This window comes from Streptomyces endophyticus, assembly GCF_035798155.1.
GTDB lineage: Bacteria > Actinomycetota > Actinomycetes > Streptomycetales > Streptomycetaceae > Streptomyces > Streptomyces endophyticus.
Genome location: NZ_JAOZYC010000196.1, coordinates 1 through 25,007 on the forward strand (window position 1 = coordinate 1; position 25,007 = coordinate 25,007).

General features: G+C 71.2%; 24 protein-coding genes. 15 read left to right on the forward strand and 9 right to left on the reverse strand.

Annotation, left to right across the window (positions count from 1 at the left end; translation table 11 throughout):
- The 4 genes from OKJ99_RS39175 to OKJ99_RS39190 all read left to right on the forward strand — a co-directional run.
- Window positions 1–2,105 (forward strand): PDZ domain-containing protein (locus tag OKJ99_RS39175; RefSeq protein WP_326023203.1); only part of this gene is annotated, 2,105 nt, incomplete at its 5' end.
- 161 nt (window positions 2,106–2,266) lie between these two features.
- Window positions 2,267–2,638 carry a histidine triad nucleotide-binding protein gene (locus tag OKJ99_RS39180; protein WP_326023204.1) on the forward strand — a complete coding sequence of 124 codons (372 nt, stop codon included), beginning with the start codon at window positions 2,267–2,269 and terminating at the stop codon, window positions 2,636–2,638.
- A gap of 3 nt (window positions 2,639–2,641) precedes the next feature.
- Window positions 2,642–3,550 carry a ribonuclease Z gene (locus OKJ99_RS39185; protein ID WP_326023205.1) on the forward strand — a complete coding sequence of 303 codons (909 nt, stop codon included), beginning with the start codon at window positions 2,642–2,644 and terminating at the stop codon, window positions 3,548–3,550.
- A gap of 26 nt (window positions 3,551–3,576) precedes the next feature.
- Window positions 3,577–4,608, forward strand: coding sequence for an adenosine deaminase (locus OKJ99_RS39190; protein WP_326023206.1), 1,032 nt, complete (start codon window positions 3,577–3,579; stop codon window positions 4,606–4,608).
- Here the strand turns inward: OKJ99_RS39190 and OKJ99_RS39195 are convergent.
- Together OKJ99_RS39195 and OKJ99_RS39200 are read right to left on the reverse strand one after the other, a co-directional pair.
- Entirely contained in the window at window positions 4,560–5,921 is a 1,362-nt protein-coding gene (locus tag OKJ99_RS39195) for an MFS transporter (RefSeq protein WP_326023207.1), read from the reverse strand. The genes OKJ99_RS39190 and OKJ99_RS39195 overlap by 49 nt on opposite strands.
- Window positions 5,922–6,167: 246 nt before the next feature.
- Window positions 6,168–6,971: an IclR family transcriptional regulator gene (locus OKJ99_RS39200; RefSeq protein ID WP_326023208.1), complete on the reverse strand. Its 804-nt coding sequence runs from the start codon at window positions 6,969–6,971 to the stop codon at window positions 6,168–6,170.
- Window positions 6,972–7,035: 64 nt separating this feature from the next.
- Between OKJ99_RS39200 and OKJ99_RS39205 the strand changes: the two genes are divergently transcribed.
- From OKJ99_RS39205 to OKJ99_RS39225, 5 genes are all read left to right on the forward strand, one after another.
- Window positions 7,036–8,193, forward strand: coding sequence for a carbohydrate kinase family protein (locus OKJ99_RS39205; RefSeq protein WP_407700849.1), 1,158 nt, complete (start codon window positions 7,036–7,038; stop codon window positions 8,191–8,193).
- A gap of 152 nt (window positions 8,194–8,345) precedes the next feature.
- Window positions 8,346–9,377: a PhoH family protein gene (locus OKJ99_RS39210; protein WP_326023210.1), complete on the forward strand. Its 1,032-nt coding sequence runs from the start codon at window positions 8,346–8,348 to the stop codon at window positions 9,375–9,377.
- 15 nt (window positions 9,378–9,392) lie between these two features.
- The gene (gene ybeY, locus OKJ99_RS39215; RefSeq protein WP_326023211.1) at window positions 9,393–9,890 is read left to right on the forward strand and encodes an rRNA maturation RNase YbeY; all 498 of its coding nucleotides are present in this window, start codon (window positions 9,393–9,395) and stop codon (window positions 9,888–9,890) included.
- Window positions 9,887–11,182: a hemolysin family protein gene (locus tag OKJ99_RS39220; RefSeq protein ID WP_326023212.1), complete on the forward strand. Its 1,296-nt coding sequence runs from the start codon at window positions 9,887–9,889 to the stop codon at window positions 11,180–11,182. Before ybeY ends, OKJ99_RS39220 begins: the two co-directional genes overlap by 4 nt.
- Entirely contained in the window at window positions 11,179–11,544 is a 366-nt protein-coding gene (locus OKJ99_RS39225) for an MmcQ/YjbR family DNA-binding protein (protein WP_326023213.1), read from the forward strand. The genes OKJ99_RS39220 and OKJ99_RS39225 overlap by 4 nt, the downstream gene beginning before the upstream one ends.
- On the opposite strand, the gene OKJ99_RS39230 is transcribed toward OKJ99_RS39225, so the two are convergent.
- Complete coding sequence (locus OKJ99_RS39230) at window positions 11,541–12,953, reverse strand: MFS transporter (RefSeq protein WP_407700850.1); 1,413 nt, start codon at window positions 12,951–12,953, stop codon at window positions 11,541–11,543. The two genes, OKJ99_RS39225 and OKJ99_RS39230, sit on opposite strands and share 4 nt — an antisense overlap.
- 145 nt (window positions 12,954–13,098) lie before the next feature.
- Between OKJ99_RS39230 and OKJ99_RS39235 the strand changes: the two genes are divergently transcribed.
- From OKJ99_RS39235 to OKJ99_RS39245, 3 genes are all read left to right on the forward strand, one after another.
- On the forward strand, window positions 13,099–13,920 hold the full coding sequence (locus OKJ99_RS39235) for a helix-turn-helix transcriptional regulator (RefSeq protein WP_326023421.1): 822 nt from the start codon (window positions 13,099–13,101) through the stop codon (window positions 13,918–13,920).
- Window positions 13,921–13,948: 28 nt separating this feature from the next.
- Window positions 13,949–14,302, forward strand: a complete 354-nt coding sequence (locus OKJ99_RS39240) for a cytidine deaminase (protein ID WP_326023214.1) — start codon at window positions 13,949–13,951, stop codon at window positions 14,300–14,302.
- Window positions 14,303–14,649: 347 nt separating this feature from the next.
- Window positions 14,650–15,033, forward strand: coding sequence for a transglycosylase family protein (locus tag OKJ99_RS39245; protein WP_326023215.1), 384 nt, complete (start codon window positions 14,650–14,652; stop codon window positions 15,031–15,033).
- Between the two features lie 198 nt (window positions 15,034–15,231).
- Here the strand turns inward: OKJ99_RS39245 and OKJ99_RS39250 are convergent, their stop codons facing one another.
- Both OKJ99_RS39250 and OKJ99_RS39255 read right to left on the reverse strand, forming a co-directional pair.
- A complete protein-coding gene (locus tag OKJ99_RS39250) occupies window positions 15,232–15,570 on the reverse strand; it encodes a P-II family nitrogen regulator (protein ID WP_326023216.1) in 339 nt (112 codons plus the stop codon).
- Window positions 15,567–16,868: an ammonium transporter gene (locus tag OKJ99_RS39255; protein WP_326023217.1), complete on the reverse strand. Its 1,302-nt coding sequence runs from the start codon at window positions 16,866–16,868 to the stop codon at window positions 15,567–15,569. The genes OKJ99_RS39250 and OKJ99_RS39255 overlap by 4 nt, the downstream gene beginning before the upstream one ends.
- Window positions 16,869–16,988: 120 nt before the next feature.
- On the opposite strand from OKJ99_RS39255, the gene era reads away from it, so the two are divergent.
- Entirely contained in the window at window positions 16,989–17,957 is a 969-nt protein-coding gene (gene era, locus OKJ99_RS39260) for a GTPase Era (RefSeq protein ID WP_326023218.1), read from the forward strand.
- A 47-nt stretch (window positions 17,958–18,004) separates the two neighbouring features.
- Here era and OKJ99_RS39265 read toward each other — a convergent pair whose 3' ends face one another.
- The 4 genes from OKJ99_RS39265 to OKJ99_RS39280 all read right to left on the reverse strand — a co-directional run bounded on the left by OKJ99_RS39265 (window position 18,005) and on the right by OKJ99_RS39280 (window position 22,036).
- Complete coding sequence (locus OKJ99_RS39265; RefSeq protein WP_326023219.1) at window positions 18,005–19,258, reverse strand: MFS transporter; 1,254 nt, start codon at window positions 19,256–19,258, stop codon at window positions 18,005–18,007.
- The gene (locus tag OKJ99_RS39270; protein WP_326023220.1) at window positions 19,255–20,586 is read right to left on the reverse strand and encodes a GH1 family beta-glucosidase; all 1,332 of its coding nucleotides are present in this window, start codon (window positions 20,584–20,586) and stop codon (window positions 19,255–19,257) included. Before OKJ99_RS39270 ends, OKJ99_RS39265 begins: the two co-directional genes overlap by 4 nt.
- 71 nt (window positions 20,587–20,657) lie before the next feature.
- Window positions 20,658–20,924, reverse strand: a complete 267-nt coding sequence (locus tag OKJ99_RS39275; RefSeq protein ID WP_326023221.1) for a protealysin inhibitor emfourin — start codon at window positions 20,922–20,924, stop codon at window positions 20,658–20,660.
- A gap of 26 nt (window positions 20,925–20,950) precedes the next feature.
- Window positions 20,951–22,036 carry a M4 family metallopeptidase gene (locus OKJ99_RS39280; RefSeq protein ID WP_326023222.1) on the reverse strand — a complete coding sequence of 362 codons (1,086 nt, stop codon included), beginning with the start codon at window positions 22,034–22,036 and terminating at the stop codon, window positions 20,951–20,953.
- A gap of 289 nt (window positions 22,037–22,325) precedes the next feature.
- Between OKJ99_RS39280 and leuA the strand changes: the two genes are divergently transcribed.
- Both leuA and OKJ99_RS39290 read left to right on the forward strand, forming a co-directional pair.
- A complete protein-coding gene (gene leuA / locus OKJ99_RS39285) occupies window positions 22,326–24,047 on the forward strand; it encodes a 2-isopropylmalate synthase (RefSeq protein WP_326023223.1) in 1,722 nt (573 codons plus the stop codon).
- 187 nt (window positions 24,048–24,234) lie between these two features.
- Window positions 24,235–24,930 (forward strand): tellurite resistance TerB family protein, encoded by a 696-nt coding sequence (locus tag OKJ99_RS39290; protein WP_407700851.1) that lies wholly within the window; start codon window positions 24,235–24,237, stop codon window positions 24,928–24,930.
- Window positions 24,931–25,007: the final 77 nt, after the last annotated feature.

The window sequence follows — 25,007 nt, forward strand, 5'->3', positions numbered from 1 at the left end:
GGCTCGGGGCGGGCCGGCTCGGCCGGGTGCTCGCCCTGACGGTGGCGCCGGACGGCGGCCGGGTCGCCGTGGCCTCGCACGACGGCCGCGTCCTGCTCGTCGAGCGGGACAGCGGCGACGTACGGGAAGTGGACCGCAGCGAGGACGGGAACGCCACAGGCCTCGCGTTCTCCCCGGACTCGGCGTGGCTCGCCTGGTCGCACGCAGGACCGCACGATCTGCGCCAGCTCAAGCTCGCCAACGCCACCGACCTCTCCGTCAGCGAGGCGACCCCGCTGCGGTTCCGGGACTACGCGCCCGCGTTCACGCTCGACGGCAAGCACCTGGCGTTCCTGTCGGCGCGCTCCTTCGACCCGGTCTATGACGAGCACGCCTTCGACCTCGCGTTCGTCAGCGGCTCGCGGCCGCACCTGATCACGCTCGCCGCGACGACACCGTCGCCGTTCGGGCCGCAGCGCCACGGCCGCCCCTTCGACGCCCCGGACAGCCCGCGGGCCGAGACGCCCGACAGCGAGGGCGCGCCCGCGACCCGGGTCGACCTGGAGGGCCTGCTCGACCGCATCGTGCCGTTCCCGGTGGAGGCCGCCCGCTACTCCAGGCTGCGTACGGCCAAGGACGGCGTGCTGTGGCTGCGGCACCCGGTGCGCGGCGTGCTCGGCGACTCCCGTGCCGGTCTCGACGCGCCGGAGCCCAAGACCCGCCTGGAACGCTACGACCTGGGCAAGCAGCGCATCGAGGAGATCGGCGCCGACGCCGACCACTTCGAGGTCACAGGGGACGGCAAGCGGGTGCTGCTGTGGACCGGCGAGGTCCTGAAGGTGGTCCCCAGCGACCGGCGGCCCGCGCACGACGACGACAGCGACACGAACATCACCGTCGACCTGTCCCGGGTCAGCCAGATCGTCGACCCGGCCGCCGAGTGGCGGCAGATGTACGACGAGGCCGGGCGCCTCATGCGGGACAACTTCTGGCGCGCCGACATGAACGGGGTCGACTGGGACGGGGTGTTGGAGCGGTACCGGCCGGTGCTCGACCGGGTCGCCACGCACGACGACCTCGTCGACCTGCTGTGGGAGGTGCAGGGTGAGCTGGGGACCTCGCACGCGTATGTGGCGCCGACGGGCGGGCGGGGGTCCGCCGCGCGCCGGCAGGGGCTGCTCGGCGCCGACATCTCCCGCCACGAGGACGGCGGTTGGGTCGTCGACCGGGTGCTGCCGTCCGAGACCTCCGACCCGCGCGCCCGCTCCCCGCTCACCGCGCCCGGTGTCGCCGTGCGCGCGGGGGACGCGATCGTGGCGGTGGGCGGGAGGCCGGTCGACCCGGTGACCGGGCCCGCGCCGCTGCTGGTCGGCACCGCCGACAAACCGGTCGAGCTGACGGTCTCGCCGGCCGGTGGCGGCGACCCGCGCCACGTGATCGTCGTGCCGGTCGACGACGAGGAGCCGCTGCGGTACCACGCGTGGGTCGCGGACCGGCGGGCGTACGTCCACGAGCACTCGGAGGGCCGTCTCGGCTACCTGCACGTCCCCGACATGCAGGCGCCCGGCTGGGCCCAGATCCACCGGGACCTGAGCGTGGAGGTCGCGCGGGAGGGACTCGTCGTGGACGTCCGGGAGAACCGGGGCGGGCACACGTCGCAGCTCGTCGTGGAGAAGCTGGCGCGCCGCGTCGTGGGCTGGGACCTGCCGCGCGACAGCCGCCCCTTCACGTATCCGATGGACGCGCCGCGCGGCCCGGTGGTCGCCGTGGCGAACGAGTTCTCCGGCTCGGACGGCGACATCGTCAACGCGGCGATCAAGGCGCTCGGCATCGGTCCCGTCGTGGGCGTCCGTACGTGGGGCGGCGTCATCGGCATCGACAGCCGGTACCGGTTGGTGGACGGGACGCTGGTCACGCAGCCGAAGTATGCGACCTGGATGGAGGGTTACGGGTGGGGGCTGGAGAACCACGGGGTGGATCCGGATGTGGAGGTCGTCCTCACCCCGCAGGACGCGGCGGCGGGCCGTGACCCCCAGCTCGACGAGGCCATCCGCATCGCCCTGGCGGCGCTGACGGAGAACCCGGCCAAGTCGGCGCCGACGCTGCCGCGGGCTTCGGCGGAGTAGTGGTTGCGCCCCCGGGGCTCCGCCCCGGACCCCGCGCCTCAATCGCCGGCGGGGCTTGATAAATCAAGCCCCCGCGGCGGCTGAGCCATTTAAGCCCCTGCGGCGATTGAGCAGCGGGGTCCGGGGCGTCAACCACGTCGGGGCTGATCGATACGATGCCGATGTACCCACACTCCACCGCCGAGGGGACCCACATGGACGGCTGTCTGTTCTGCAAGATTGTCGCGGGGGACGTCCCCGCCACCCTGGTCCGCGAGACGGAGTCCACCGTCGCGTTCCGGGACATCAACCCCCAGGCACCCACCCACGTCCTGGTCATCCCGCGCGTCCACCACCCCGACGCCGCCTCGCTCGCCGCCGCCGAACCGGAGATCGCCGCCGACGTGCTGCGTGAGGCCGGCGAGGTCGCCAAGGAGGAGAAGCTGGACAGCTACCGGATCGTGTTCAACACCGGCAGCGGCGCGGGCCAGACCGTCTTCCACGCGCACGCCCACGTCCTCGGCGGCCGTGGCCTGCAGTGGCCCCCCGGATAACCCGTGTCCGTACGTGAATTCGTCGTGCTCGGCACCGCGAGCCAGGTGCCGACCCGGCAGCGCAACCACAACGGCTACCTGCTCCGCTGGGACAGCGAAGGCATCCTCTTCGACCCCGGCGAGGGCACCCAGCGGCAGATGCTGCGCGCCGGTGTGGCCGCGCACGACATCAACCGGATCTGCGTCACGCACTTCCACGGCGACCACTCCCTCGGCCTCGCGGGCGTCATCCAGCGGATCAACCTCGACCGCGTGCCGCACCCGGTGACCGCGCACTACCCGGCGTCCGGGCAGCGGTTCTTCGACCGGCTGCGGTACTCCACCGCGTACCGGGAGAACGTCGACATCGCGGAGGAACTGGTGAGCGGGGACGGCGCGGTGCTGGCCGACACCCCCGCGTACCGCCTTGAGGCCCGCCGCCTCTCGCACCCCGTCGAGTCGTACGGCTACCGGCTCGTCGAGCCCGACGGGCGCCGCATGCTGCCCGAGCGGCTCGCCGCGCACGGCATCAAGGGGCCGGACGTCGGGCGGCTGCACAAGGAGGGCTCCCTGCGGGGCGTCACGCTCGACGAGGTGAGCGAGGTGCGGCGCGGACAGCGCGTCGCGTTCGTGATGGACACCCGGCTGTGCGAGGGCGCGGAGGCGCTCGCCGAGGGCTGCGACCTCCTGGTCATCGAGTCGACCTTCCTCGACGCGGATGCCCGACTCGCCACCGACCACGGCCACTTGACCGCCTCGCAGGCCGCCCGCATCGCCCGGGAAGCCGGTGTGCGGCACCTCGTCCTCACCCACTTCAGCCAGCGCTACACCGACCCGGAGGAGTTCGCCCGACAGGCCCGCGCCGCCGGGTTCGACGGGGAGCTGACGGTCGCCCGCGACCTGGACCGCGTCCCCGTGCCGAAGCGCCGCTGAGTCAGCACCCTGCGTACGCTGGTCGGATGTCACTCGCACCACTCGCGCGCATCCCCAAGGCAGAGCTCCACCTGCACATCGAGGGCACCCTCGAACCCGAGCTCGCCTTCGAACTCGCCGCTCGCAACGGCATCACCCTGCCGTACGCCGACACCGAGGAACTGCGCAAGGCGTATCTCTTCGCCGACCTGCAGTCCTTCCTCGATCTCTACTACTCGCTGATGGCGGTTCTCGTCACCGAGGACGACTTCGAGGCGCTCGCCGACGCCTATCTCGCGCGCGCCGCCGAGCAGGGCGTGCGGCACGCCGAGATCTTCTTCGACCCGCAGGCGCACGCCGCGCGGGGCGTGGAGATGGGCACCGTCGTCGAGGGGCTGCACCGGGCGCTCGCGCGCAGCGAGGCGCGGCACGGGATCTCCACCAAGCTCATCATGTGCTTCCTGCGCGACCGGTCCGCCGAGTCGGCCATGGAGACCCTTGAGGCCGCGAAGCCGTACCTCGACCGGATCGTCGGCATCGGCCTCGACTCCGCCGAGGTCGGCAACCCCGCGTCCAAGTTCCGCGAGGTGTACGAGGCCGCCGGCGCGCTCGGCCTGCGCAAGGTCGCGCACGCGGGCGAGGAGGGCGACCCCTCGTACGTGTGGGAGGCCCTGGACATCCTCGGGGTCGAGCGCGTCGACCACGGGCTGCGGTCCCTGGAGGACCCCGAGTTGGTGACCCGCCTCGTACGGGACCGGATCCCGCTCACGCTGTGCCCGCTGTCGAACGTGCGGCTGCGCACCATCGACATGCTGGAGGACCACCCGCTGGTCAAGATGATGGACGCGGGCCTGCTGTGCACGGTCAACTCCGACGACCCGTCCTACTTCGGCGGCTACGTCGGCGACACCTTCCACGCCGTCCATGAGGCGCTGGGCATCGACCACGAACGAGTGCGGGAGCTGGCCCGCAACTCGTTCGTGGCGTCGTTCCTCGACGGCAGCGCGGAGGACGAAGCGCTGCGGGCGCGCTACATCGCCGAGGTCGAGGCGTACGAACTGGACGACATCTCCGGCTGATCCTGTGCGAGGGGCTCCGGCTCGACGCCGTCGGGGCCCACCGCGGTGAACACCGTGTACGCGGGCGTCTCGACGGTCGTCTCGATGTCGAACAGCTCGACCACCGGCTGCTCCAGCACACCCGACGGCGGCACGATCGCGCCGACCGGGGCGCCGCTGTGGCGCCGTGCCGCCCCCGCGAACAGCGGGCGGCCACCGGTGTGCAGGGTCACCACGGTGAGTGGCACCGCGAGCAGCAGCAGCGCGACGGCGAGCACCACGCCCATCACCGGGAAGCCGGTCGCCTGGGCCAGCAGGCTGCCGGCCAGGGGGCCGCAGGCCGTGCCGAGCGAGGATGCCGAGCCCATGAGGACCGCCCAGCGGCCGCGCGGGTCGAGCGAGGCCGCGAGGCCGAGGACGTAGGACAGGACCACCGGGTAGAGGGTGTTCCAGGCGATCTCGCCCGTGGCGAAGGACGCGAGGTCGTCCGCGCGGGCGCTGAGCAGGACGCAGCAGGCGATCGCGGCCGTGCCCGCGCCGATGGGCAGCGCGCGGCCCATGCGGACGCCGACCGCGCCCGCGCCGATCACGCCGAGCAGCCCGACGCCGAGCGCCACCGCGAAGACCGAACCGACCGCGACCTCGGACAGGCCGGCCTGTTCGGTGCCGATGCGGCTGCTGACGCCCCACAGCGCGTTCTGCGCCATCGACCAGCACACCAGCGTCACCGCGAGGATCAGGCCCGAACGGGCATGGGGGAGCGGGGACTTGGGGGCCGGGGCCGCGCAGTTGTCCAGGGTGGCCGGGTCGGCGAGGGCGCGCGTCGCCGGCCACACGGCGAGCGCGGTGGCGGCGAGCGCCGCGAACGGCAGGCAGCTGCCCTCGCTGATCCGCGGGATGGTCAGGTACAGGGCGCACGCGAGTGCGGACACGGTCAGCAGACCGAGCGTCGAGGCGCGGTGCGGGTCCTTCTGGGCGGCGATCCCGGTGGCCGCGACCGCCGTCGCCGTACCCGAACCGAAGCCGCCGACCATCGCACCCGCGACGAGTAGCGGGGTGGTGGCGGCGAGGGCCGCGGTGCCGTATCCGACGGCGGCGAGCAGCAGTCCGGCGCGGGCCGCGCGGCGGGCGCCGATCCGTTCGACGCGGGCCGCGAGGGTGAGCCCCGCGGCGGCCGAACTCAGCAGCAGCGCACTGCCGACGAGACCGGCCTGGGTGGGGGAGAGATGCAGGCTGACCGCGACTCTGCCGACGATGGTGGGCAGGAGATAGGCGGCGAGATAGCCGGCCGTGAAGAGGGCGACGAGCGCGGGCCGGGAGGTGCGCGAGGACACGGGCGTTCCTGAGGACGGGCCTCTTGCCTTGGACGCTGTTTTGGGCAAGGGGGTGGTAAGGCAGGGGAGTTGGGGAGCGCGACGTCTTTGCGAACGGGACCGAACCGGGGACGTTGGGCGCCGCCAATTTGTATCAAGTCCATGGGGGGTGCATGGAAGCCGGGGCCCTGTGACGCGTGACACATTTGGTTTGTGTGTGGTTCGGCCGGGTATCCGAGCAATTTTTGTGTGGGGCGGCGGTCGTGGTCAGCGCCAGTCGGGGACGCCGGAGGTCCCCCGGTGAGCCGTCGCCTCGATCTTCGCGCGGGTCTCGCCCATGACCGCCACGATCCGCTCCTCGTGCTCAGGCGTCAGCCGGACCACCGGCACCGAGCAGCTGATGGCGTCGTGCGCCGGGTCCGCGTAGCGCAGCGCGAAGCCGAAGCCGACGATGCCGTCGACGCCCTCCTCGCGGTCGACCGAGTGGCCGCGCTCGCGGATCCCGGCGAGGTCGGCGGCGAGCGCCTCGCGCGTCGTGTGCGTGCGCCCGGTGGACTGCTCGTACGGGCCCGGCGGCAGCTCGTCGTCCGGGCGCTCGGCGAGCAGCGCCTTGCCCAGCGCGCCGATGTGCGCGGGCAGCCTGCGGCCCACCCGGCTGATCGTGCGCAGATATTCGTGCGACTCACGGGTCGCCAGGTACGCGACGTCGAAGCCGTCGAGGCGCCCCAGATGGATCGTCTCGCCGAGCGCGTCCGACGCCTCGTCGAGGAACGGGCGCACGGAGCGTACGTACGGATCCGTGTCCAGGTAGCTGGTGCCGGTCAGCAGGGCGCGGATGCCGATGCCGTACAGCGAACCCGTCACGTCCGTGCGCACCCAGCCGCGCGCGATGAGCGTCTGCAGCAGCGCGTACATGGAGCTGCGCGGCACCCCGAGCTCGTCCGCGAGCTCCTGGAGGCGGGCCGGACGGTCTCCGCGGGCGGCGAGCACATCGAGCAGGTCGACGGTGCGGGCGGCCGACTTCACCTCGCGCACTCCGCGCGGCGGCTCGCTGTTGACGCTCTCTGACATGCGCCGATCGTAATCCGCGCACGATCAGGCCAGGGGCCCCTCGGCGCCGCTTCGTGACAGGTTGATGTCGTCCACCGTGGCACGGGACCGGGTCGTGCACACTGTCCAAACCCGTACCACTCAGGAGCGCGACGTGACCTCCACACGACCCGGAACGGACCCTCTCGCGGCGCTGCGCACGACGGCCGATCCGCCCTACGACGTCTATCTCACCGGCACGGTCTTCCTCGACATCATCTTCACCGGCCTCGACAGCGCGCCCGTGCGGGGCACGGAGTCGTGGGCGCGCGGCATGGGGTCGAGCCCCGGCGGGATCGCGAACATGGCGACGGCGCTCGCACGGCTCGGCCTGCGCACCTCGCTCGCCGCGGCCTTCGGCGACGACCACTACGGCGAGTACTGCTGGGACGCCCTCGAACACGGCGAGGGCATCGACCTCAGTTACGCGCGGACCGTGCCGGGCTGGCACTCGCCCGTCACCGTGTCCATGGCGTACGAGGGCGAACGCACGATGGTGAGCCACGGCCACGAGCCGCCGCCCGTTGAGCCCGCGCCGGACTGCCCGCCGCACGCCAGAGCCGCCGTCGCCTCGCTCGTGCCCGGCGCCGAGGAGCCGTGGGTCGCGACGGCCGCGCGCTCCGGAACGCAGATCTTCGCCGACGTGGGCTGGGACGAGACCGGCCGCTGGGACCTGGCGGCGCTGCCGGGGCTACGGCACTGCGAGGCGTTCCTGCCGAACGCCGAAGAGGCCATGCGCTACACCCGCACGTCCTGCCCGCGGGCCGCGGCGCACGCGCTGACCGAGCACGTGCCGGTCGCCGTGGTGACGCTCGGCGCGGAGGGCGCTTACGCGGTGGACGGGCGGACCGGCGAGACCGCGTCCGTACCGGCCATCGAGGTCGAGGCCCTCGACCCGACCGGGGCGGGGGACGTCTTCGTCGCCGGCTTCGTCACCGCGACCCTGGCCGACTGGCCGCTCGCCGACCGCCTCGCCTTCGCCGGCCTCACCGCGGCCCTCTCGGTCCAGGAGTTCGGCGGCTCGCTGTCGGCGCCGGGCTGGTCGGAGATCGCGGTGTGGTGGAAGGAGGTCCGGTCGAACGAGCACCAGAACCGCTGCGCCCTGGACCGCTACGACTTCCTGGCCCCACTGCTCCCCGACACCTCCCGGGCCTGGCCGCTGCGACGAGCGGTCCCGACGATCGGTTTCGGACGGTCGGCGTAGCCGGTAACCGCTGACCGGCCCTGGTGACGTCACGAAACCCACTCGGCGTTGTCGTACCCGCGCCGTACCCTTGGCGGTGCAGGGCAATACCGCAGGACACACCGCAGAGAAAGTCCCGTACGGGGAGGACGCAAGGGCCACAGGCCCGGCTCATGACGCAGACACCATCCAGCGCCCGCGCACAGTTCACCGTCCCGGCCAAGCACCCCATGGTGGAGGTTCTGGGATCCGGGGACGCGCTGCTGCGAGTGATCGAGCAGGCCTTCCCGGGGGCCGATATCCATGTCCGGGGCAATGAGATCAGCGCGTCGGGGGATCCGAGGGAAGTCGCCCTCATCCAGCGCCTGTTCGACGAGATGATGCTGGTAGTGAGGACGGGGGCACCGATGACCGAGGACGCCGTGGAGCGCTCCATCGCCATGCTGAAGGCGGACGGAAGCGACGGGCAGGAGACGCCCGCCGAGGTGCTCACGCAGAACATCCTGTCGTCGCGGGGCCGCACGATCCGCCCGAAGACGCTGAACCAGAAGCGGTACGTCGACGCGATCGACAAGCACACGATCGTTTTCGGCATCGGCCCGGCGGGCACCGGCAAGACCTATCTGGCGATGGCCAAGGCGGTCCAGGCCCTCCAGTCCAAGCAGGTCAACAGGATCATCCTGACCCGTCCCGCGGTGGAGGCGGGGGAGCGGCTCGGCTTCCTGCCGGGAACGCTCTACGAGAAGATCGACCCCTACCTGCGTCCGCTGTACGACGCCCTGCACGACATGCTCGACCCGGACTCGATCCCGCGGCTGATGGCGGCGGGGACGATCGAGGTGGCGCCGCTGGCGTACATGAGGGGCAGAAGCCTGAATGACGCCTTCATCATTCTCGACGAGGCGCAGAACACGAGCCCCGAGCAGATGAAGATGTTCCTGACGCGCCTCGGTTTCGAGTCGAAGATCGTGGTCACCGGTGACGTGACGCAGGTCGACCTTCCGGGTGGCACGAAGAGCGGCCTCAAGCAGGTGCAGGACATTCTGGGGGGCCTCGACGACGTGCACTTCTCGCGGCTCACGTCCCAGGATGTCGTCCGGCACAAGCTGGTCGCCCGTATCGTCGACGCGTACGACAAGTACGACACCGAGCACGGTACGGAGAACGGCACCCAAAAGGGCAACGGCCGTCCCAGAGGAAAGTAGAGAACCCACAGCGCCATGTCGATCGACGTCAACAACGAGTCCGGAACCGAGGTCGACGAGCAGGCGATCCTCGACATCGCCCGCTACGCGCTCGCGCGGATGCGGATCCACCCGCTGTCGGAGCTCTCGGTGATCGTCGTCGACGGCGACGCCATGGAGCAGCTGCACGTGCAGTGGATGGATCTGCCGGGGCCGACGGATGTCATGTCGTTCCCGATGGACGAGCTGCGGCCGCCGATGAAGGACGAGGACGAGGCCCCGCAGGGTCTGCTCGGCGACATCGTGCTGTGCCCGGAGGTCGCCAAGAAGCAGGGTGAGGACGCGCCCACGCAGCACTCCATGAACGAGGAGCTCCAGCTCCTCACCGTGCACGGGGTGCTGCACCTGCTCGGGTACGACCACGAGGAGGCCGACGAGAAGGCCGAGATGTTCGGTCTCCAGGCGGGCATCGTGGACGGCTGGCGTGCGGAGAAGGGAATGACGGGGCCGTCGCCGGCGCCGACCGTGTCATGAGTTTCTCGCTGATCGCCGGGGCCGTCGCGCTGGTCGTGATCGCCTGGCTCGCCGCCTGCGCCGAGGCCGGCCTCGCGCGGGTGTCGAGCTTCCGCGCCGAGGAGGCCGCGCGGTCCGGGCGGCGCGGCAGCGCCAAGCTCTCCCAGGTGGCCGCCGACCCCACGCGCTATCTGAACGTGGCGCTCCTGGTGCGCGTCGCCTGCGAGATGGCCGCCGCCGCGCTCGTCACGTACGCGTGCCTGGAGGAGTTCAAGGAGACCTGGCAGGCGCTGCTCGTCGCCATCGGCGTGATGGTGCTGGTGTCGTACGTGGCCGTGGGCGTCTCGCCGCGCACCATCGGCCGCCAGCACCCGCTGAATACCGCCACGGCGGCCGCGTACGTGCTGCTGCCGCTCGCCCGGATCATGGGGCCGATCCCGCCGCTGCTGATCCTGATCGGTAACGCGCTGACCCCCGGCAAGGGCTTCAGGCGTGGCCCCTTCGCCTCCGAGGCCGAGCTGCGGGCCCTGGTCGACCTCGCCGAGAAGGAGTCCCTCATCGAGGACGAGGAGCGCCGCATGGTGCACTCCGTCTTCGAGCTGGGCGACACCCTCGTGCGGGAGGTGATGGTGCCGCGCACCGACCTCGTCGTCATCGAGCGGTACAAGACCATCCGGCAGGCCCTCACCCTCGCCCTGCGCTCCGGGTTCTCCCGGATCCCCGTGGTCGGCGAGAGCGAGGACGACGTCGTCGGCGTGGTCTACCTGAAGGACCTCGCGCGCAAGACGCACATCAACCGGGACGCCGAGGCCGAATTGGTGTCCACCGCCATGCGGCCCGCGACCTTCGTCCCCGACACCAAGAACGCGGGGGACCTGCTGCGCGAGATGCAGCAGCTGCGCACGCACGTCGCCGTCGTGATCGACGAGTACGGCGGCACGGCGGGCATCGTCACCATCGAGGACATCCTTGAGGAGATCGTCGGCGAGATCACCGACGAGTACGACCGCGAGGTGTCCAACGTGGAGGAGCTCGGCGACGAGCGGTTCCGGGTGACGTCCCGGCTCGACATCGGCGACCTCGGTGAGCTGTACGGCATCGAGGAGTTCGACGACGAGGACGTGGAGACGGTGGGCGGGCTGCTGGCCAAGGCCCTCGGCCGGGTCCCGATCGCCGGGGCCTCGTCCATGGTGACGCTGCCCGACGGGCGGGAGCTGCGGCTGACCGCGGAGGCCGCCGCGGGCCGCCGGAACAAGATCGTGACCGTGCTCTCGGAGCCGGTCGGCGGCGACCGGGAGGGGAGCGCCGGGTGACGCCACAGGAGCTGCGAACGTTCTGCCTGTCGTTCAACGCGGCGGTGGAGGACTTCCCGTTCAACCCGGAGACGTCCGTCTTCAAGGTGCTCGGCAAGATGTTCGCGCTCTCGCACCTCGACGGCCGCCCGCTCACCGTCAACCTCAAGTGCGACCCCGAGGACGCGCTGCGGCTGCGCGGCGAGCACGAGGGCGTCATCGTGCCCGGCTGGCACATGAACAAGCGGCACTGGAACACGGTGACCGTGGACCGGCCCGAAGAGCTCCCGGACCGGGTGGTCCGGGAGCTCATCGAGGATTCCTACGACCTGGTGGTGGCGGGCCTTCCGAAGGCGGAGCGGCTGCGCCTCGACCGGTCCTAGCCCCGCTTCGTACGCAGCCCCAGCGCCACCAGCGCCGCCGCCACCAGCACGATCGCCGCGTCCAGCGCGATCACCGTGTGCACCCCGGTCAGCAGGTCCGTGGACGTCGTCGCGAGGACGCCGAGCAGCGGGATGCCGACGGTGATGCCGACCTGCTGCGTCGAGGTGACCAGACCCGTGGCCAGGCCCTGCTCCTCGTTCGGCACACCCGAGGTGACCGTGAGGCCGTACGAGATGATCGCGCCCAGGTGGAAGGCGCTGGCCAGCGAGACTCCGGCGGTCGCGAGCCAGACCGAGGCGCCGCCGGTGCCGATCTGCAGGAGCGAGGCGATGAGCACGCCCTGTCCGACGAGCGAGCCGACCAGGGTGCGGCGGGCACCGAAGCGGCCGACGACCTTCGGCGTGTACGCCCCCGCGACCACCGACAGGACGCCCTGGACGCCGAAGACGAGGCCGGTCTCGAAGGCCGACAGGTGCAGCACTTCCTGGAGGTACAGCGTCAGCACGAAGACGATCGTCGACATCATCGAGAAGGTGACCAGGCCGCCCACGTTGCCCCACGCGATGGTGCGGCGGCGCAGCATCGGCAGCGACACCAGCGGCTGGGCGCTGCGGGACTCGACGTAGCCGAACGCCGCGAGCAGGGCGAGTCCCGCGACGAGCGTGACGAGGACGTCGGCGCGGCCGAAGCCGACCTCCGCCGCCGTGGACAGCGCGTAGATCAGGGCGAGCAGGCCGCCGGTGACCGTGACGGCGCCGGGGACGTCAAGGCGCGGGCGGTCCGGGGTGCGGGACTCGGGCAGCAGGCCGGGCGCGAGCGGCAGCACGAGCACGGCGAACAGGGTCAGCAGGCCCATCGTGGAGCGCCAGCCGAGCGCGTCGGTGAGGACCCCGCCGGCCACCATGCCGACGGTGAAGCCGAGGGACATCAGGGTGCCGGAGATGCCGATCGCCTTGTCGCGCTGCGGGCCCTCGGGGAACGTCGTGGTCAGCAGCGACATGCCGGTCGGCACGATCGCCGCCGCGCCCATGCCCTGCAGCGCGCGGCCCGCGAGGAAGGACGCCGGGTCCCAGGCGAACGTCGCGAGCAGCGAGGCCGCGCCGAACAGGGCGAGCCCGGACAGGAAGATCCGGCGCCGCCCGTACAGGTCGCCGATCCGGCCGAAGAGGAGCAGGAAGCCACCGGACGGCAGGGCGAAGGCGGTCACCGCCCACTGCAACGCGGACGTGCTCATGCCGAGGTCGGGACCGAGCACCGGCAGCGCCACGTTCAGCACGGAGAAGTCGAGCGCCACCATGAACTGGGCGGCGCAGAGGACGAACAGGACGAGCTTGTCCCGGCCGGAGAGGCGGGGCGCGGTGGGTGGTTGGGGCAGGGGAGCCGTGGAGGTTGCGGTGTCGATCGCCATGGCCAAGAGCTTCGTACGACCGGAATATCCGTGGAGAGTGGGAACTTATGCTGGTGGTCGCACCACCAGACAACCGGGGGAGTCGCACGTGGCGGAGAGCGCAGCGCTCAAGAAGCACCGGCTCAGTGAGTTGCGGGAGTTCCTGATGAGCCGCCGGGCGAGGGTCTCGCCCACCGAGGCCGGCCTGCCCGACGGCGGCGCCCGCAGGCGCACGCCGGGCCTGCGCCGCGAGGAGGTCGCCGTGCTCGCAGGGGTCGGCGCCTCCTGGTACCAGTGGCTGGAGCAGGGCCGGGACATCTCGGTGTCGCCGCAGGTGCTCGACTCCGTGGCCCGCGTCCTGAAGCTGACCAGCGCGGAGCGTCGCCATCTGTACGTGCTCGCGGGACTCAACCCGCCCGCGTACGAGGTGGACCCCGGCGACCAGCAGATGTGCGACGGGCTGCAGCGGCTCATCGACGCCTGGATGCCGTACCCGGCGCACATCATGGACGCGTACTACAACTGCGTGATGTACAACGACGCGGCGGCGATCGTCCTCGCGATGCGCCCGGAGAACCGGCAGAACTGCGTCATCGACTTCTTCACCGACTCCCTCTACCGCGCCCGCAGCGAGAGCTGGGAGCAGAACGCGGCGACGGTCGTCGCCCAGTTCCGCGCCGCCTGCTCCGAGTGCCCCGACGACGAGGGGTTCCAGGAGGTCGTGGCCGAACTGAAGGCGGTGAGCCCGGAGTTCGTGGAGCTGTGGGAGCGCCGCGACATCAAGCCGCAGGGGCAGGTCCGCAAGGAGCTCACGCATCCCGTGGCCGGGCTGCTGCACCTGGAGTCGACCGCCATGAAGATCCCCGCGCGGCCCGACCTCACCGTCGTGCTGCACACCCCGCTGGCCGAGGCGGACACCGCCGCGAAGCTGGAGTGGCTGGCCTCGCCCCAGGGGCGGCGCGGGGCGATGTACCCCGTCGCAGGGTGAACCCGACCCGCTTCCTTATGCTCACCCCATGACTGAGAGCACCGACCTCGGCCCCGAGGACCGCAAGATCGTCACCCTGGCCCGCTCCACGCGGGCCCGCAACGGTGTGCCCGAGGGCGCGGCCGTGCGTGACGAGACCGGGCGCACCTACGTCGCGGGCACCGTCGCCCTCGACTCCCTGAAGCTGAGCGCGCTGCAGACGGCCGTCGCCATGGCGGTGGCGTCCGGCGCGCAGTCCCTGGAGGCGGCGGCCGTCGTCTCCGCCTCCGACGAGCTTTCGGCGGAGGACCTCGCGGCCGTACGCGACCTGGGCGGGGCCGGTACGCCGGTGTTCCTGGCCGGGGGCGACGGCACGGTGAAGGAGACGCTGCCGGCGGGCTGAACCGCCGTGTCCGCCGCGGGGGTTCTGTGAGCACGCTCACGCCTTCCGCACCGCTTTGTGAGTACCCTCACGCCCGCCGCACAGCAGGGCCCGACGGCCCGGTGCGGCGGGCGTCGTGCGTGGGGCACGGGGGCCGGGGGAGCGGCCGCCGGGACCTGCGCCCCGGGTCATCGGTCCCGGTGGAGCGGGACCCGGGGCGGGGACCGAAGGGTGGGCCGGTGGGTCGGGCGGCCCATGGGACCGGGGCTCGGCGTGGCTCACGGTGGAGAGGTCGCCCGCTGCGGCAGCCGACCGACCGGCCGCCGCACCGGGCGACCCACCACGTCCCCAAACAAAGGTTCCGCTTCGTGTTCTCCACCGCGCTTCGTCGTCCCACCGCCCGTATGTCCCGTACCCGCCGTCTGGGCACCGCCGCCGTGCTGGCCGGTGCCGGCGGGATGCTGGTGCTCGCGGGTACCGGCAGCGCCTCGGCGGCCACCGGGGCGTCGGCGTCCCAGTGGCAGTCCGTCGCCCAGTGCGAGGCCAGTGGGAACTGGGCCGCGAACACGGGGAACGGGTTCTCGGGTGGGCTGCAGTTCACGCCGTCCACGTGGGCGGCGTACGGCGGTACGCAGTACGCGTCCGCTGCGAATCTGGCCACTCCGCAGGAGCAGATGGCTGTCGCCAACCATGTTCTGGCTGAGCAGGGGCCGGGGGCGTGGCCGGTCTGCGGCGCCAAGGCCGGCCTCTGAGTGACTTCGAGCCCTTGCGACGGGTGGGCACCATCAAGCCTCGTCGGCGGGTGGGCACCATCAAGCCCCGCCGGCGATTGAGGCGCGGGGTCCGGGGCAGGGCCCCGGCGGTGCCGCGCGCTCAACGGCACGGGGCTCCGCCCCGGACCCCGCTGTTCAATCGCCGCAGGGGCTTGATTCGCCGGGTCCGGCCGGAGGTCAGATGGCGTCGGGGCCGCGGTCGCCCGTGCGGACGCGGATGACCGTGTCCACCGGAACCGCCCACACCTTGCCGTCGCCGATCTTCCCGGTCCGTGCGGCCCGAACGATCGCGTCCATAGCGGGTTCCAGGTCCGCGTCCTCCACGACGACCTCGATCCGGGCCTTCGGTACCAGGTCGACCTGGTACTCGGCGCCCCGGTAGACCTCGGTGTGCCCGCGCTGGCGGCCGTAGCCGCTGGCCTCGGTCACGGTCAGGCCGTCGACACCCAGCTCCCGCAGCGCGGTCTTGACCTCGTCGAGGCGGAACGGCTTCACGACCGCGGTGATCAGCTTCATGGCGCGACCTTTCGGGCGACGGGGGCGGCACTCAGGACGCCGTGATCGTACGCACTCTCCGCGTGCGCCGTCTGGTCGAGCCCGGTCAGCTCCTCCTCGGCCTCGGCCCGGAAGCCCATCAGCCGGTCGATGCCCTTCCCGATCCCGTACGTGACGAGGAAGGTGTAGGCGGCGACCACCAGCACCGCGAGCAGTTGCTTGCCGAGCTGGCCGAACCCGCCGCCGTAGAACAGCCCCTCCTTGGCCGCGGACCCGGTCATCGCGGACGTCGCGAACAGGCCGATGAGGACGGTGCCCACCACGCCGCCGATGAAGTGCACGCCGACGACATCGAGGGAGTCGTCGTAGTTGAGGCGCAGCTTCCAGGCGACCGCGTACGAGCAGACGACACCGGCCACGAGCCCGACGACGGCCGCGCCCGGCACGCCGACGACCCCGCAGGCCGGGGTGATCGCGACAAGGCCGGCCACCGCGCCCGATACCGCGCCGAACGTCGTCGGGTGCCCGTCCCGCCGCTGCTCCACGAACAGCCAGCCCAGCAGCCCCGTGCAGCCCGCGATCAGGGTGTTGAACATGGAGGCCGCGGCGATACCGTTCGCGCCGAGTGCCGAGCCGCCGTTGAAGCCCAGCCAGCCGAACCACAGCAGGCCCGCGCCCATAACCACCATCGGCAGGTTGTGCGGGCGCATCGCGTCCTTCTTGAAGCCGATGCGCGGGCCGAGGACGAGACAGAGGGCCAGGCCCGACGCGCCCGAGGCGATCTCCACCACCAGGCCGCCCGCGAAATCGAGGGCGCCCAGGTGGTTCGCGATCCAGCCGCCGGGACCCCATACCCAGTGCGCCACGGGAACGTATACGAGCAGCGCCCAGACGGGTACGAAGACCAGCCACGCCCCGAATTTCGTACGGTCCGCGACCGCCCCGCTGATCAGCGCGGCCGTGAGGATCGCGAAGGTCAGCTGGAAGGTCGTGAAGAGGAAGGTGGGGACGGTGCCGGTCACCGAGTCCGGGCCGATGCCGGCCATGCCCGCGTGCCCCAGGCCACCGATCAGGCCCGCGAAGGCGTCGTCGCCGAAGGCGAGCGAGTAGCCGGCGACCAGCCACACCACCGTCACGAGGGCGATCGACACGAAGCTCATCATCAGCATGTTCAGGACGCTCTTCGTGCGGACCATGCCGCCGTAGAAGAGGGCGAGTCCCGGCGTCATGAGCAGCACGAGGGCGGTGGCGGCGAGCAGCCAGGCGGTGTCGCCCGTATCGAGTGCGGGGGCGGCGAGGGGCACGGTCGTGGCAGGCATGCGGATCAGCGTCACGGGTCCGCGTTTCCGGAACCGCACGGGTGGGTTTCCGCCGTGTTTCTTGTTGCCGGGCGGTTACCTGGGCCTCACTGTGCTGCGGCACCCCCGCCATCGGGGACAATGGGCGCCATGAGCGCTCGTACCCAGCCGTCCCAGCCGTCGAATTCTCCGGAGCCCGCGCACCGCGCCGGCTTCGCCTGCTTCGTCGGCCGCCCCAACGCGGGCAAGTCCACCCTCACGAACGCTCTGGTCGGCAAGAAGGTGGCCATCACCGCCGACCAGCCGCAGACCACGCGGCACACCGTGCGCGGCATCGTGCACCGCGAGGACGCGCAGCTGATCCTGGTGGACACCCCCGGCCTGCACAAGCCGCGCACGCTGCTGGGCGAGCGCCTCAACGACGTGGTGCGCACCACATGGGCCGAGGTCGACGTGATCGGCTTCTGCCTGCCCGCCGACCAGAAGCTCGGCCCCGGCGACAAGTTCATCGCCAAGGAACTCGCGTCGATCAAGAAGACGCCGAAGGTCGCCATCGTCACCAAGACGGACCTGGTCGACAGCAAGACCCTCGCCGAGCAGCTCATCGCCATCGACCAGCTCGGCAGAGAGCTGGGCATCGAGTGGGCGGAGATCGTGCCGGTGTCGGCGGTCGGGGACCAGCAGGTGGGCCTGCTGGCCGATCTGCTGATCCCGATGCTGCCCGAGGGACCGATGCTCTACCCCGAGGGCGACCTCACCGACGAGCCCGAGCAGGTCATGGTCGCGGAGCTGATCCGCGAGGCCGCGCTCGAAGGCGTGCGGGACGAGCTGCCGCACTCCATCGCCGTCGTGGTGGAGGAGATGCTGCCGCGCGAGGACCGGCCCGCGGACAAGCCGCTCCTCGACATCCACGCGTTCGTCTACATCGAGCGGCCCAGCCAGAAGGGCATCATCATCGGCCCGAAGGGCAAGCGCCTCAAGGACGTCGGCATCAAGTCCCGCAAGCAGATCGAGGCGCTCCTCGGTACGCCGGTCTACCTGGACCTGCACGTCAAGGTCGCCAAGGACTGGCAGCGGGACCCGCGGCAGCTGCGCAAGCTCGGCTTCTAGCTCCTCTTACGGGCCGCTCGGCTTACGGGCCGCTGGGCGGCAGGTCCCTACGCGACGCCCCGGATCCGCCGCACCAGGATCGCGCCCGCGAGGCCGACCCCCGCCGCCACCAGGTACAGCACCCGGTATCCGCCCAGCTGGTTCACCAGCGGAGCGGCGAGCGCGGGGGCGGCCACCTGGGGAAGGGCGTTGGCGATGTTGATGACGCCGAGGTCCTTGCCGCGGTCCAGGGCCGTCGGCAGCACGTCCGTCATCAGCGCGAAGTCGACCGAGGTGAACACCCCGAAGCCGACGCCCAGGACGGCCGCCGCGACGATCGCCCCCGGCCAGGTCTGCCAGCCGGACAGCACCGCCGTCGCCACCGCCATCAGCACGCCCGACCACAGCACGAACGGCTTGCGGCGCCCGACGCGGTCCGACCACGCCCCGCTCACCACCACCGTCGCGAGCAGCGTCACCCCGTTCACGGCGGTCAGGATCAGCACGCCGGAGTCCGGGTCCTCGTAACGCAGCTGGTCGCGGAGGTAGTAGAACAAGTACAGCAGCACCAGCGAGTTGCCCAGGTTGATCAGGAAGCGGGTCAGCCACGCCCAGCCGAGGTCCGGGTAGCGGCGCGGGCTCAGCCAGAAGCCGCGCGCGAAACCGCGCCACGACCACGGGGGACGGGCGTCCCGCGCGAGGCGCGGGTCCCGGTGGCGCAGCACGTAAGGGGCCACGCCCACCAGCGTGAAGACCGCGCAGGCCGCGTATCCGGCGCCGACCCCGCCCGCCGCCGTCGCGAGCCCCGTGCCGCCGACCACGCCCAGGATCTGCGCGGCCCCCAACCAGCCGCCCACCGCGCCCCGTTGGAGCCGCGGCACCCGGTCGGGCACGGCCGCGGTGACCGCCGCGAACGCCGCGTTCAGCGTCAGCTGCACCAGGCACCAGCCCAGGAACAGCACCCACACCGCGTCCGCGCCGCCGAGCAGCAGCAGCGAGAGCGCACCGCCCGCCGTGCCCGCCACGATCCACGGCGTACGCCGCCCGAACCGCGACACGGTGCGGTCGGAGAGGGCGCCGAACAGCGGGTTCGCGGCCAACGACACCACCGCGCCGACGCCCGTCACCCACGCGAGCAGCGACTCCTTGGACATCCCGGTGCCCGGCGCGAAGTGCTCGGACTGCTTGGCGAGCAGGATCTGCAGCGGCCCGTACCAGCCCACCCAGATCGCCCCGTTGGCCAGCGACAGCGCGCTCGTCCAGGCCCGTCCCACCCGCTCCGTCGGCTCCCGCAGCGGGTCCTGCAGCGCGGGCGCCGTCATGCCCGCTGGGCCCGCAGCGCGCCTCGCAGCCAGCCGTACGACGCCTTCGGCGTGCGCGCCTGCGTGGCGTAGTCGACGTGCACGAGCCCGAACCGCTTCGTGTACCCCTCCGCCCACTCCCAGTTGTCCATGAGCGACCAGACGAAGTAGCCGCGTACGTCCACGCCCTGCGTGAGAGCCCCGTGCAGGGCCCGGATGTGGCCGTCCAGATACGCGATCCGGTCCTGGTCGTCGATCCCCTCGTACGCGCAGCCGTTCTCGGTGACGACGAGGGGCGGCAGCCGGTCGCCGTAGCGGTCGCGGAAGCCGGTGAGGAGCGAGGTGAGCGCTTCCGGGACCACCGGCCAGCCGAAGTCCGTCACCGGGTGGCCCGCTATCTCCCGTACGGAGAAGGGGAGTTCGGCGGGGAGGGTGAGCCCGGAGAACTCGACGTCCGTCGTGCCGGGCGCGCCCACCTTCGTCGGCTGGTAGAAGTTGATCCCGTACCAGTCGAGGGTGTCCTCGGAGATCACTTTCAGGTCGGCGGCGATGTCGTCGCCCGGCATCAACTCGCCGAATCCGTCCGGGTACTGGCCCAGCAGTAGTGGGTCGGAGAAGAGCCGGTTGAGGATGATGTCGTACAGGTCGGCCGCCGCCGTGTCGGCCGGGTCGTCGGAGGCCGCCCAGGTCGGGCCGTGCGAATTGGCGATGCCGATGTCGTCGGCGCCCGCCGCGCGCAGTGCCCGCGCCGCGAGACCGTGCGCGAGGAGCTGGTGGTGGGCCACCGGCAGCGCGTCGAAGAGCAGCTTGTGGCCGGGCGCGTGCTCGCCGAGCGCATGCCCCAGCAGGGTGTGCTCCGCGGGCTCGTTGAGGGTGATCCACTTGGCTACGCGGTCCCCGAGCCGGGCGGCGACCGTCGCCGCGTACTCGGCGAACCGGGCCGCCGTGTCCCGCTCCAGCCAGCCGCCCGCCTCCTCAAGGGCCGCCGGAAGGTCCCAGTGGAAGAGGGTGGGCACGGGCCGCACGCCCTGCGCGCACAGCTCGTCGACGAGCCGGTCGTAGAAGTCGAGGCCACCGGGCGCGAGCACCCGCGGCCAGGAGACGGAGAAGCGGTACGCGTCCACGCCCAGGTCGCGGACGAGGCCCACGTCCTCGCGGTAACGGGCCACGTGGTCGCAGGCCACCGCCGCCGTGGAACCGTCCTTGATCCGGCCGGGCTCCGCGCTGAACGAGTCCCACACCGAGGGCGCACGCTCGCTCGCGGCGCCCTCGATCTGGTGGGCCGACGTGGAGACGCCCCACAGGAAACCGGGCGGGAACGTCGGGAGCGGGTCCTCGGTAGCTGCCATGGCCGGGATCATCCGTACCGATTGGTAGGAAGTCAACGCCCATGCGGCTGCCGGGAGTTACACCCCTTCAGCTACGCCCCTTCCTTGAGCACCCGCGTGATCAGCCTGCGCTGTTCCTCGGTGAGCCGGGGGTCGGCGCAGTACACGGTCTTCCCGTCCACCGTGAGTGTGTAGCTGAAGCCGTCGGGTACCCCTATCGGCGGCGTGCTCCGGCCGGAGGCCACCGCCTTCTCGGCCAGCGCGTGCCACTCGTGGGCATCGGACCGGCCCGCCGTGTCCACCTCGGCGTGCCGGTCGATGCCGGCGAATCCGCCCGTGCGCGATACCTGAATACGCATGGGTCCCTGTCTACTCCAACCGGCGCCTACTGGGTAGGAACGCCGACCTGTTCCCAGGCCTTGAGCACCGACTGGTACTCCTCGCCGCCGCCGTAGCGGGCCTGCGCCGCCTTCACGGTGGCCTTGGCGAAGTCGACGAAGAGGCCGTCCTGCTCGAGCTCGCCGCCGGTGAGCGTGTCGTACCAGATCTGGCCCGCCCGCTCCCACGCGTGCCCGCCGAGCGACTCGGCCAGGATGTAGAACGCGTGGTTGGGGATGCCGGAGTTGATGTGCACGCCGCCGTTGTCGCGGCCCGTCTTCACGAAGTGGTCCATGTCGGCGGGCTGCGGGTCCTTGCCGAGCACATCGTCGTCGTACGCCGTGCCGGGTGCCTTCATGGAGCGCAGGGCGACGCCGGTGACGCGCGGCGCGAGCAGGCCCGCGCCGATCAGCCAGTCGGCCTCGGCAGCCGTCTGGCCGAGCGTGTACTGCTTGATCAGGGAGCCGAAGACGTCCGACATCGACTCGTTGAGCGCGCCGGGCTGACCGAAGTACGTCAGGTTCGCCGTGTACTGCGTGACGCCGTGGGTCAGCTCGTGGCCGATGACGTCGACGGGGATGGTGAAGTCGAGGAAGATCTCGCCGTCACCGTCGCCGAACACCATCTGCTCGCCGTTCCAGAAGGCGTTGTTGTACTCCTCGGAGTAGTGCACCGTCGCGTTCAGCGGCAGACCGTTGCCGTCGATCGAGTGGCGGGAGAACTTCTCCAGGAACAGCTCGAACGTCGCGCCGAGCCCCGCGTACGCGCGGTTGACGGTCGCGTCCTTGCCGGGCTTGTCCCCCTCGCCGCGCACCTTCCGCCCCGGCAGCTCCGTGCGGTGCCGGGCGTCGTAGATGGTGCGGTGCGGCTTCTGGCCGTCGATGCCCGCGGGCGGGGCGACGGAGGGCGCGCCGATGACGGTCGTCAGCCGGCGGTGCGTGCGCTCGAAGGCGTCGCGCTCCAGGGAGCGGCGGGCCTTGGCAGCGATCGCGGAGTCCCCGCTCTGAGCTGCCTTGTCGAGGACGTGGGGCGGCACGATGGTGCAGAAAACGGGCTCGAACCCCGCTGGGTTCCCCGTTGGGTTGGCGGTCATGCGAGGCAATGTGGCACCGGGTCATGCCGCTGTCACTACCTGCCACCATGATTAGCGAAATAGAGGTATTGATCACCTCTTACCCGTTACCTGTCCACGGTCCCGCATACTGATACGGGTCTTCGCTTCCGGCGGTACTCGACTAAGGTGCGGTGCATCATGCGTTTCGGGCTGCTTCTCCTTAGCTGCCGCGGCGAGGGCCTGTAGACAAGGCCGGCTCCCTCCCCGCGGAGTTTGGTGTTGCGCCGTCGGCCGCCTTCAAAGGCCACCTCCGAGGAGCCCACGCATCATGGCAAACCGCCAGCAGCCCAGCAGCATGCCGATCCACAAGTACGGCCAGTACGACCAGGTCGACATCCCGGACCGCACCTGGCCCGGCAAGCGGATCACCACCGCCCCCCGCTGGCTCTCCACGGATCTGCGCGACGGCAATCAGGCGCTGATCGACCCGATGTCCCCGGCCCGCAAGCGCGCGATGTTCGACCTGCTGGTCAAGATGGGCTACAAGGAGATCGAGGTCGGCTTCCCCGCTTCGGGGCAGACGGACTTCGACTTCGTACGCTCGATCATCGAGGACCCGGCCGCGATCCCGGACGACGTCACGATCTCCGTACTGACCCAGGCCCGTGAGGACCTGATCGAGCGGACCGTGGAGTCCCTGAAGGGCGCCAAGAACGCCACGCTCCACCTGTACAACGCCACGGCGCCGGTCTTCCGCCGCGTCGTCTTCCGCGGCTCCAAGGAAGAGATCAAGCAGATCGCCGTCGACGGCACGCGCCTGGTCATGGAGTACGCGGAGAAGCTGCTGGGCCCGGAGACGACGTTCGGCTACCAGTACAGCCCCGAGATCTTCACGGACACCGAGCTGGACTTCGCCCTGGAGGTCTGCGAGGCCGTCATGGACGTCTACCAGCCGGGCCCGGACCGCGAGATCATCCTCAACCTGCCCGCCACGGTGGAGCGCTCGACGCCCTCCACGCACGCGGACCGCTTCGAGTGGATGTCCCGCAACCTGTCGCGCCGCGAGTACGTGTGCCTGTCCATCCACCCGCACAACGACCGCGGCACCGCCGTCGCCGCCGCCGAGCTGGGCGTCATGGCGGGCGGCGACCGCGTCGAGGGCTGCCTGTTCGGACAGGGCGAGCGCACCGGCAACGTCGACCTGGTCACCCTGGGCATGAACCTGTTCTCGCAGGGCGTCGACCCGCAGATCGACTTCTCCCACATCGACGAGATCCGTCGTACGTGGGAGTACTGCAACCAGATGGAGGTCCACCCGCGCCACCCGTACGTGGGCGACCTGGTCTACACGTCCTTCTCCGGCTCCCACCAGGACGCCATCAAGAAGGGCTTCGACGCCATGGAGGCCGACGCCAAGGCCAAGGGCGTCACCGTCGACGACATCGAGTGGGCCGTCCCGTACCTGCCGATCGACCCGAAGGACGTCGGCCGCTCCTACGAGGCCGTCATCCGGGTCAACTCGCAGTCCGGCAAGGGCGGCATCGCGTACGTCCTGAAGGACGGGCACAACCTGGACCTGCCGCGCCGTATGCAGGTCGAGTTCTCCAAGGTCATTCAGCAGAAGACGGACGCCGAGGGCGGCGAGGTCACTCCGAAGGACATCTGGAGCGTCTTCCAGGACGAGTACCTGCCCAACCCGGCCAACCCGTGGGGCCGCATCCAGGTCAAGACGGGCCAGACCACGACCGACACGGACGGCGTCGACACGCTGACCGTCGAGGCCGAGGTGGACGGCCAGGAGCAGGTGCTGGTGGGCACCGGCAACGGCCCCATCTCCGCCTTCTTCCACGCGCTGCAGGGCATCGGCATCGACGCCCGTCTCCTGGACTACCAGGAGCACACGATGAGCGAGGGCGCCTCCGCCGTCGCCGCCTCGTACATCGAGGTCGCCATCGGGGACAAGGTTCTGTGGGGCATCGGCACCGACGCGAACACGACACGTGCCTCGCTGAAGGCGGTCGTCTCCGCGGTCAACCGCGCGAGCCGCTGACACCGCTGAGCTGCAACTTCTCGGCCCCGTACACCTTTTGTGGGTGTGCGGGGCCGCGTCGTGTCCCGGCCAGGAGCGAGAACTTCCGTGACCTCGGCGTGACCAAGGTACTGACGCCGCATCAACAATGTGGCTAACATCACGCCAACGCCGCGATGATGCGGCGCCACGACGGGAGGTGTGCGACGTGCTGCCGAATCATGGACGCATGGGACTGACCGGGCTCTCGCGAGTGTTCGGGGTGCACACCATATGGACCACCGTGGGCGACGGCGAGTTCTTCTGTCCGGGCTGCGGCGGCGACCGCAACTACCAACGGCGGACCGGGAAACGTCGGTTGGTCCTGCTCGGTGTTCCCGTCGTGCCGCGCGGCCAGGCGGGCCCGGTCGTCCAATGCGCGGCCTGCGAGGGCCGGTTCGGCACGGACGCGCTCGACCACCCGACCACGCGCCGCTTCTCGGCGATGCTCCGGGACGCCGTGCACACGGTGGTGCTCGCGGTGCTCGCGGGCGGCGGCACGTCGCCTTCGGCCCTCGAATGCGCGGTGGTCACGTTGCGGGACGCCGGGTTCGAGGACACCTGCGAGGAGCAACTCGCCGCGCTCGTCGAGGCCTTGGTGACCGACGCGGGGCGGGTCGCCGAGCAGTGCGGGGCGGGGGCCGGGCTCGCCATAGAGCTGCACGAGGCGCTCGATCCGCTCGCGCAGCATCTCGCCCCGGCGGGGCGGGAGTCGATCCTGCTGCAGGGAGCGCGGATCGCGCTCGCGGACGGGATGTATTCGGCGGGGGAGAGGGATGTTCTTGGCACGGTGGGGGCGGCGTTGACCTTGTGCACGGATGAGGTCGGAGAGCTTCTGGTTGTCGCTGCGCGTACGCCGAGCTGATCCCACGTCTCGGGGCTCCGCCCCGGACCCCGCTGCTCAATCGCCGCAGGGGCTTGATTTGCCCACCCGCGCTACTC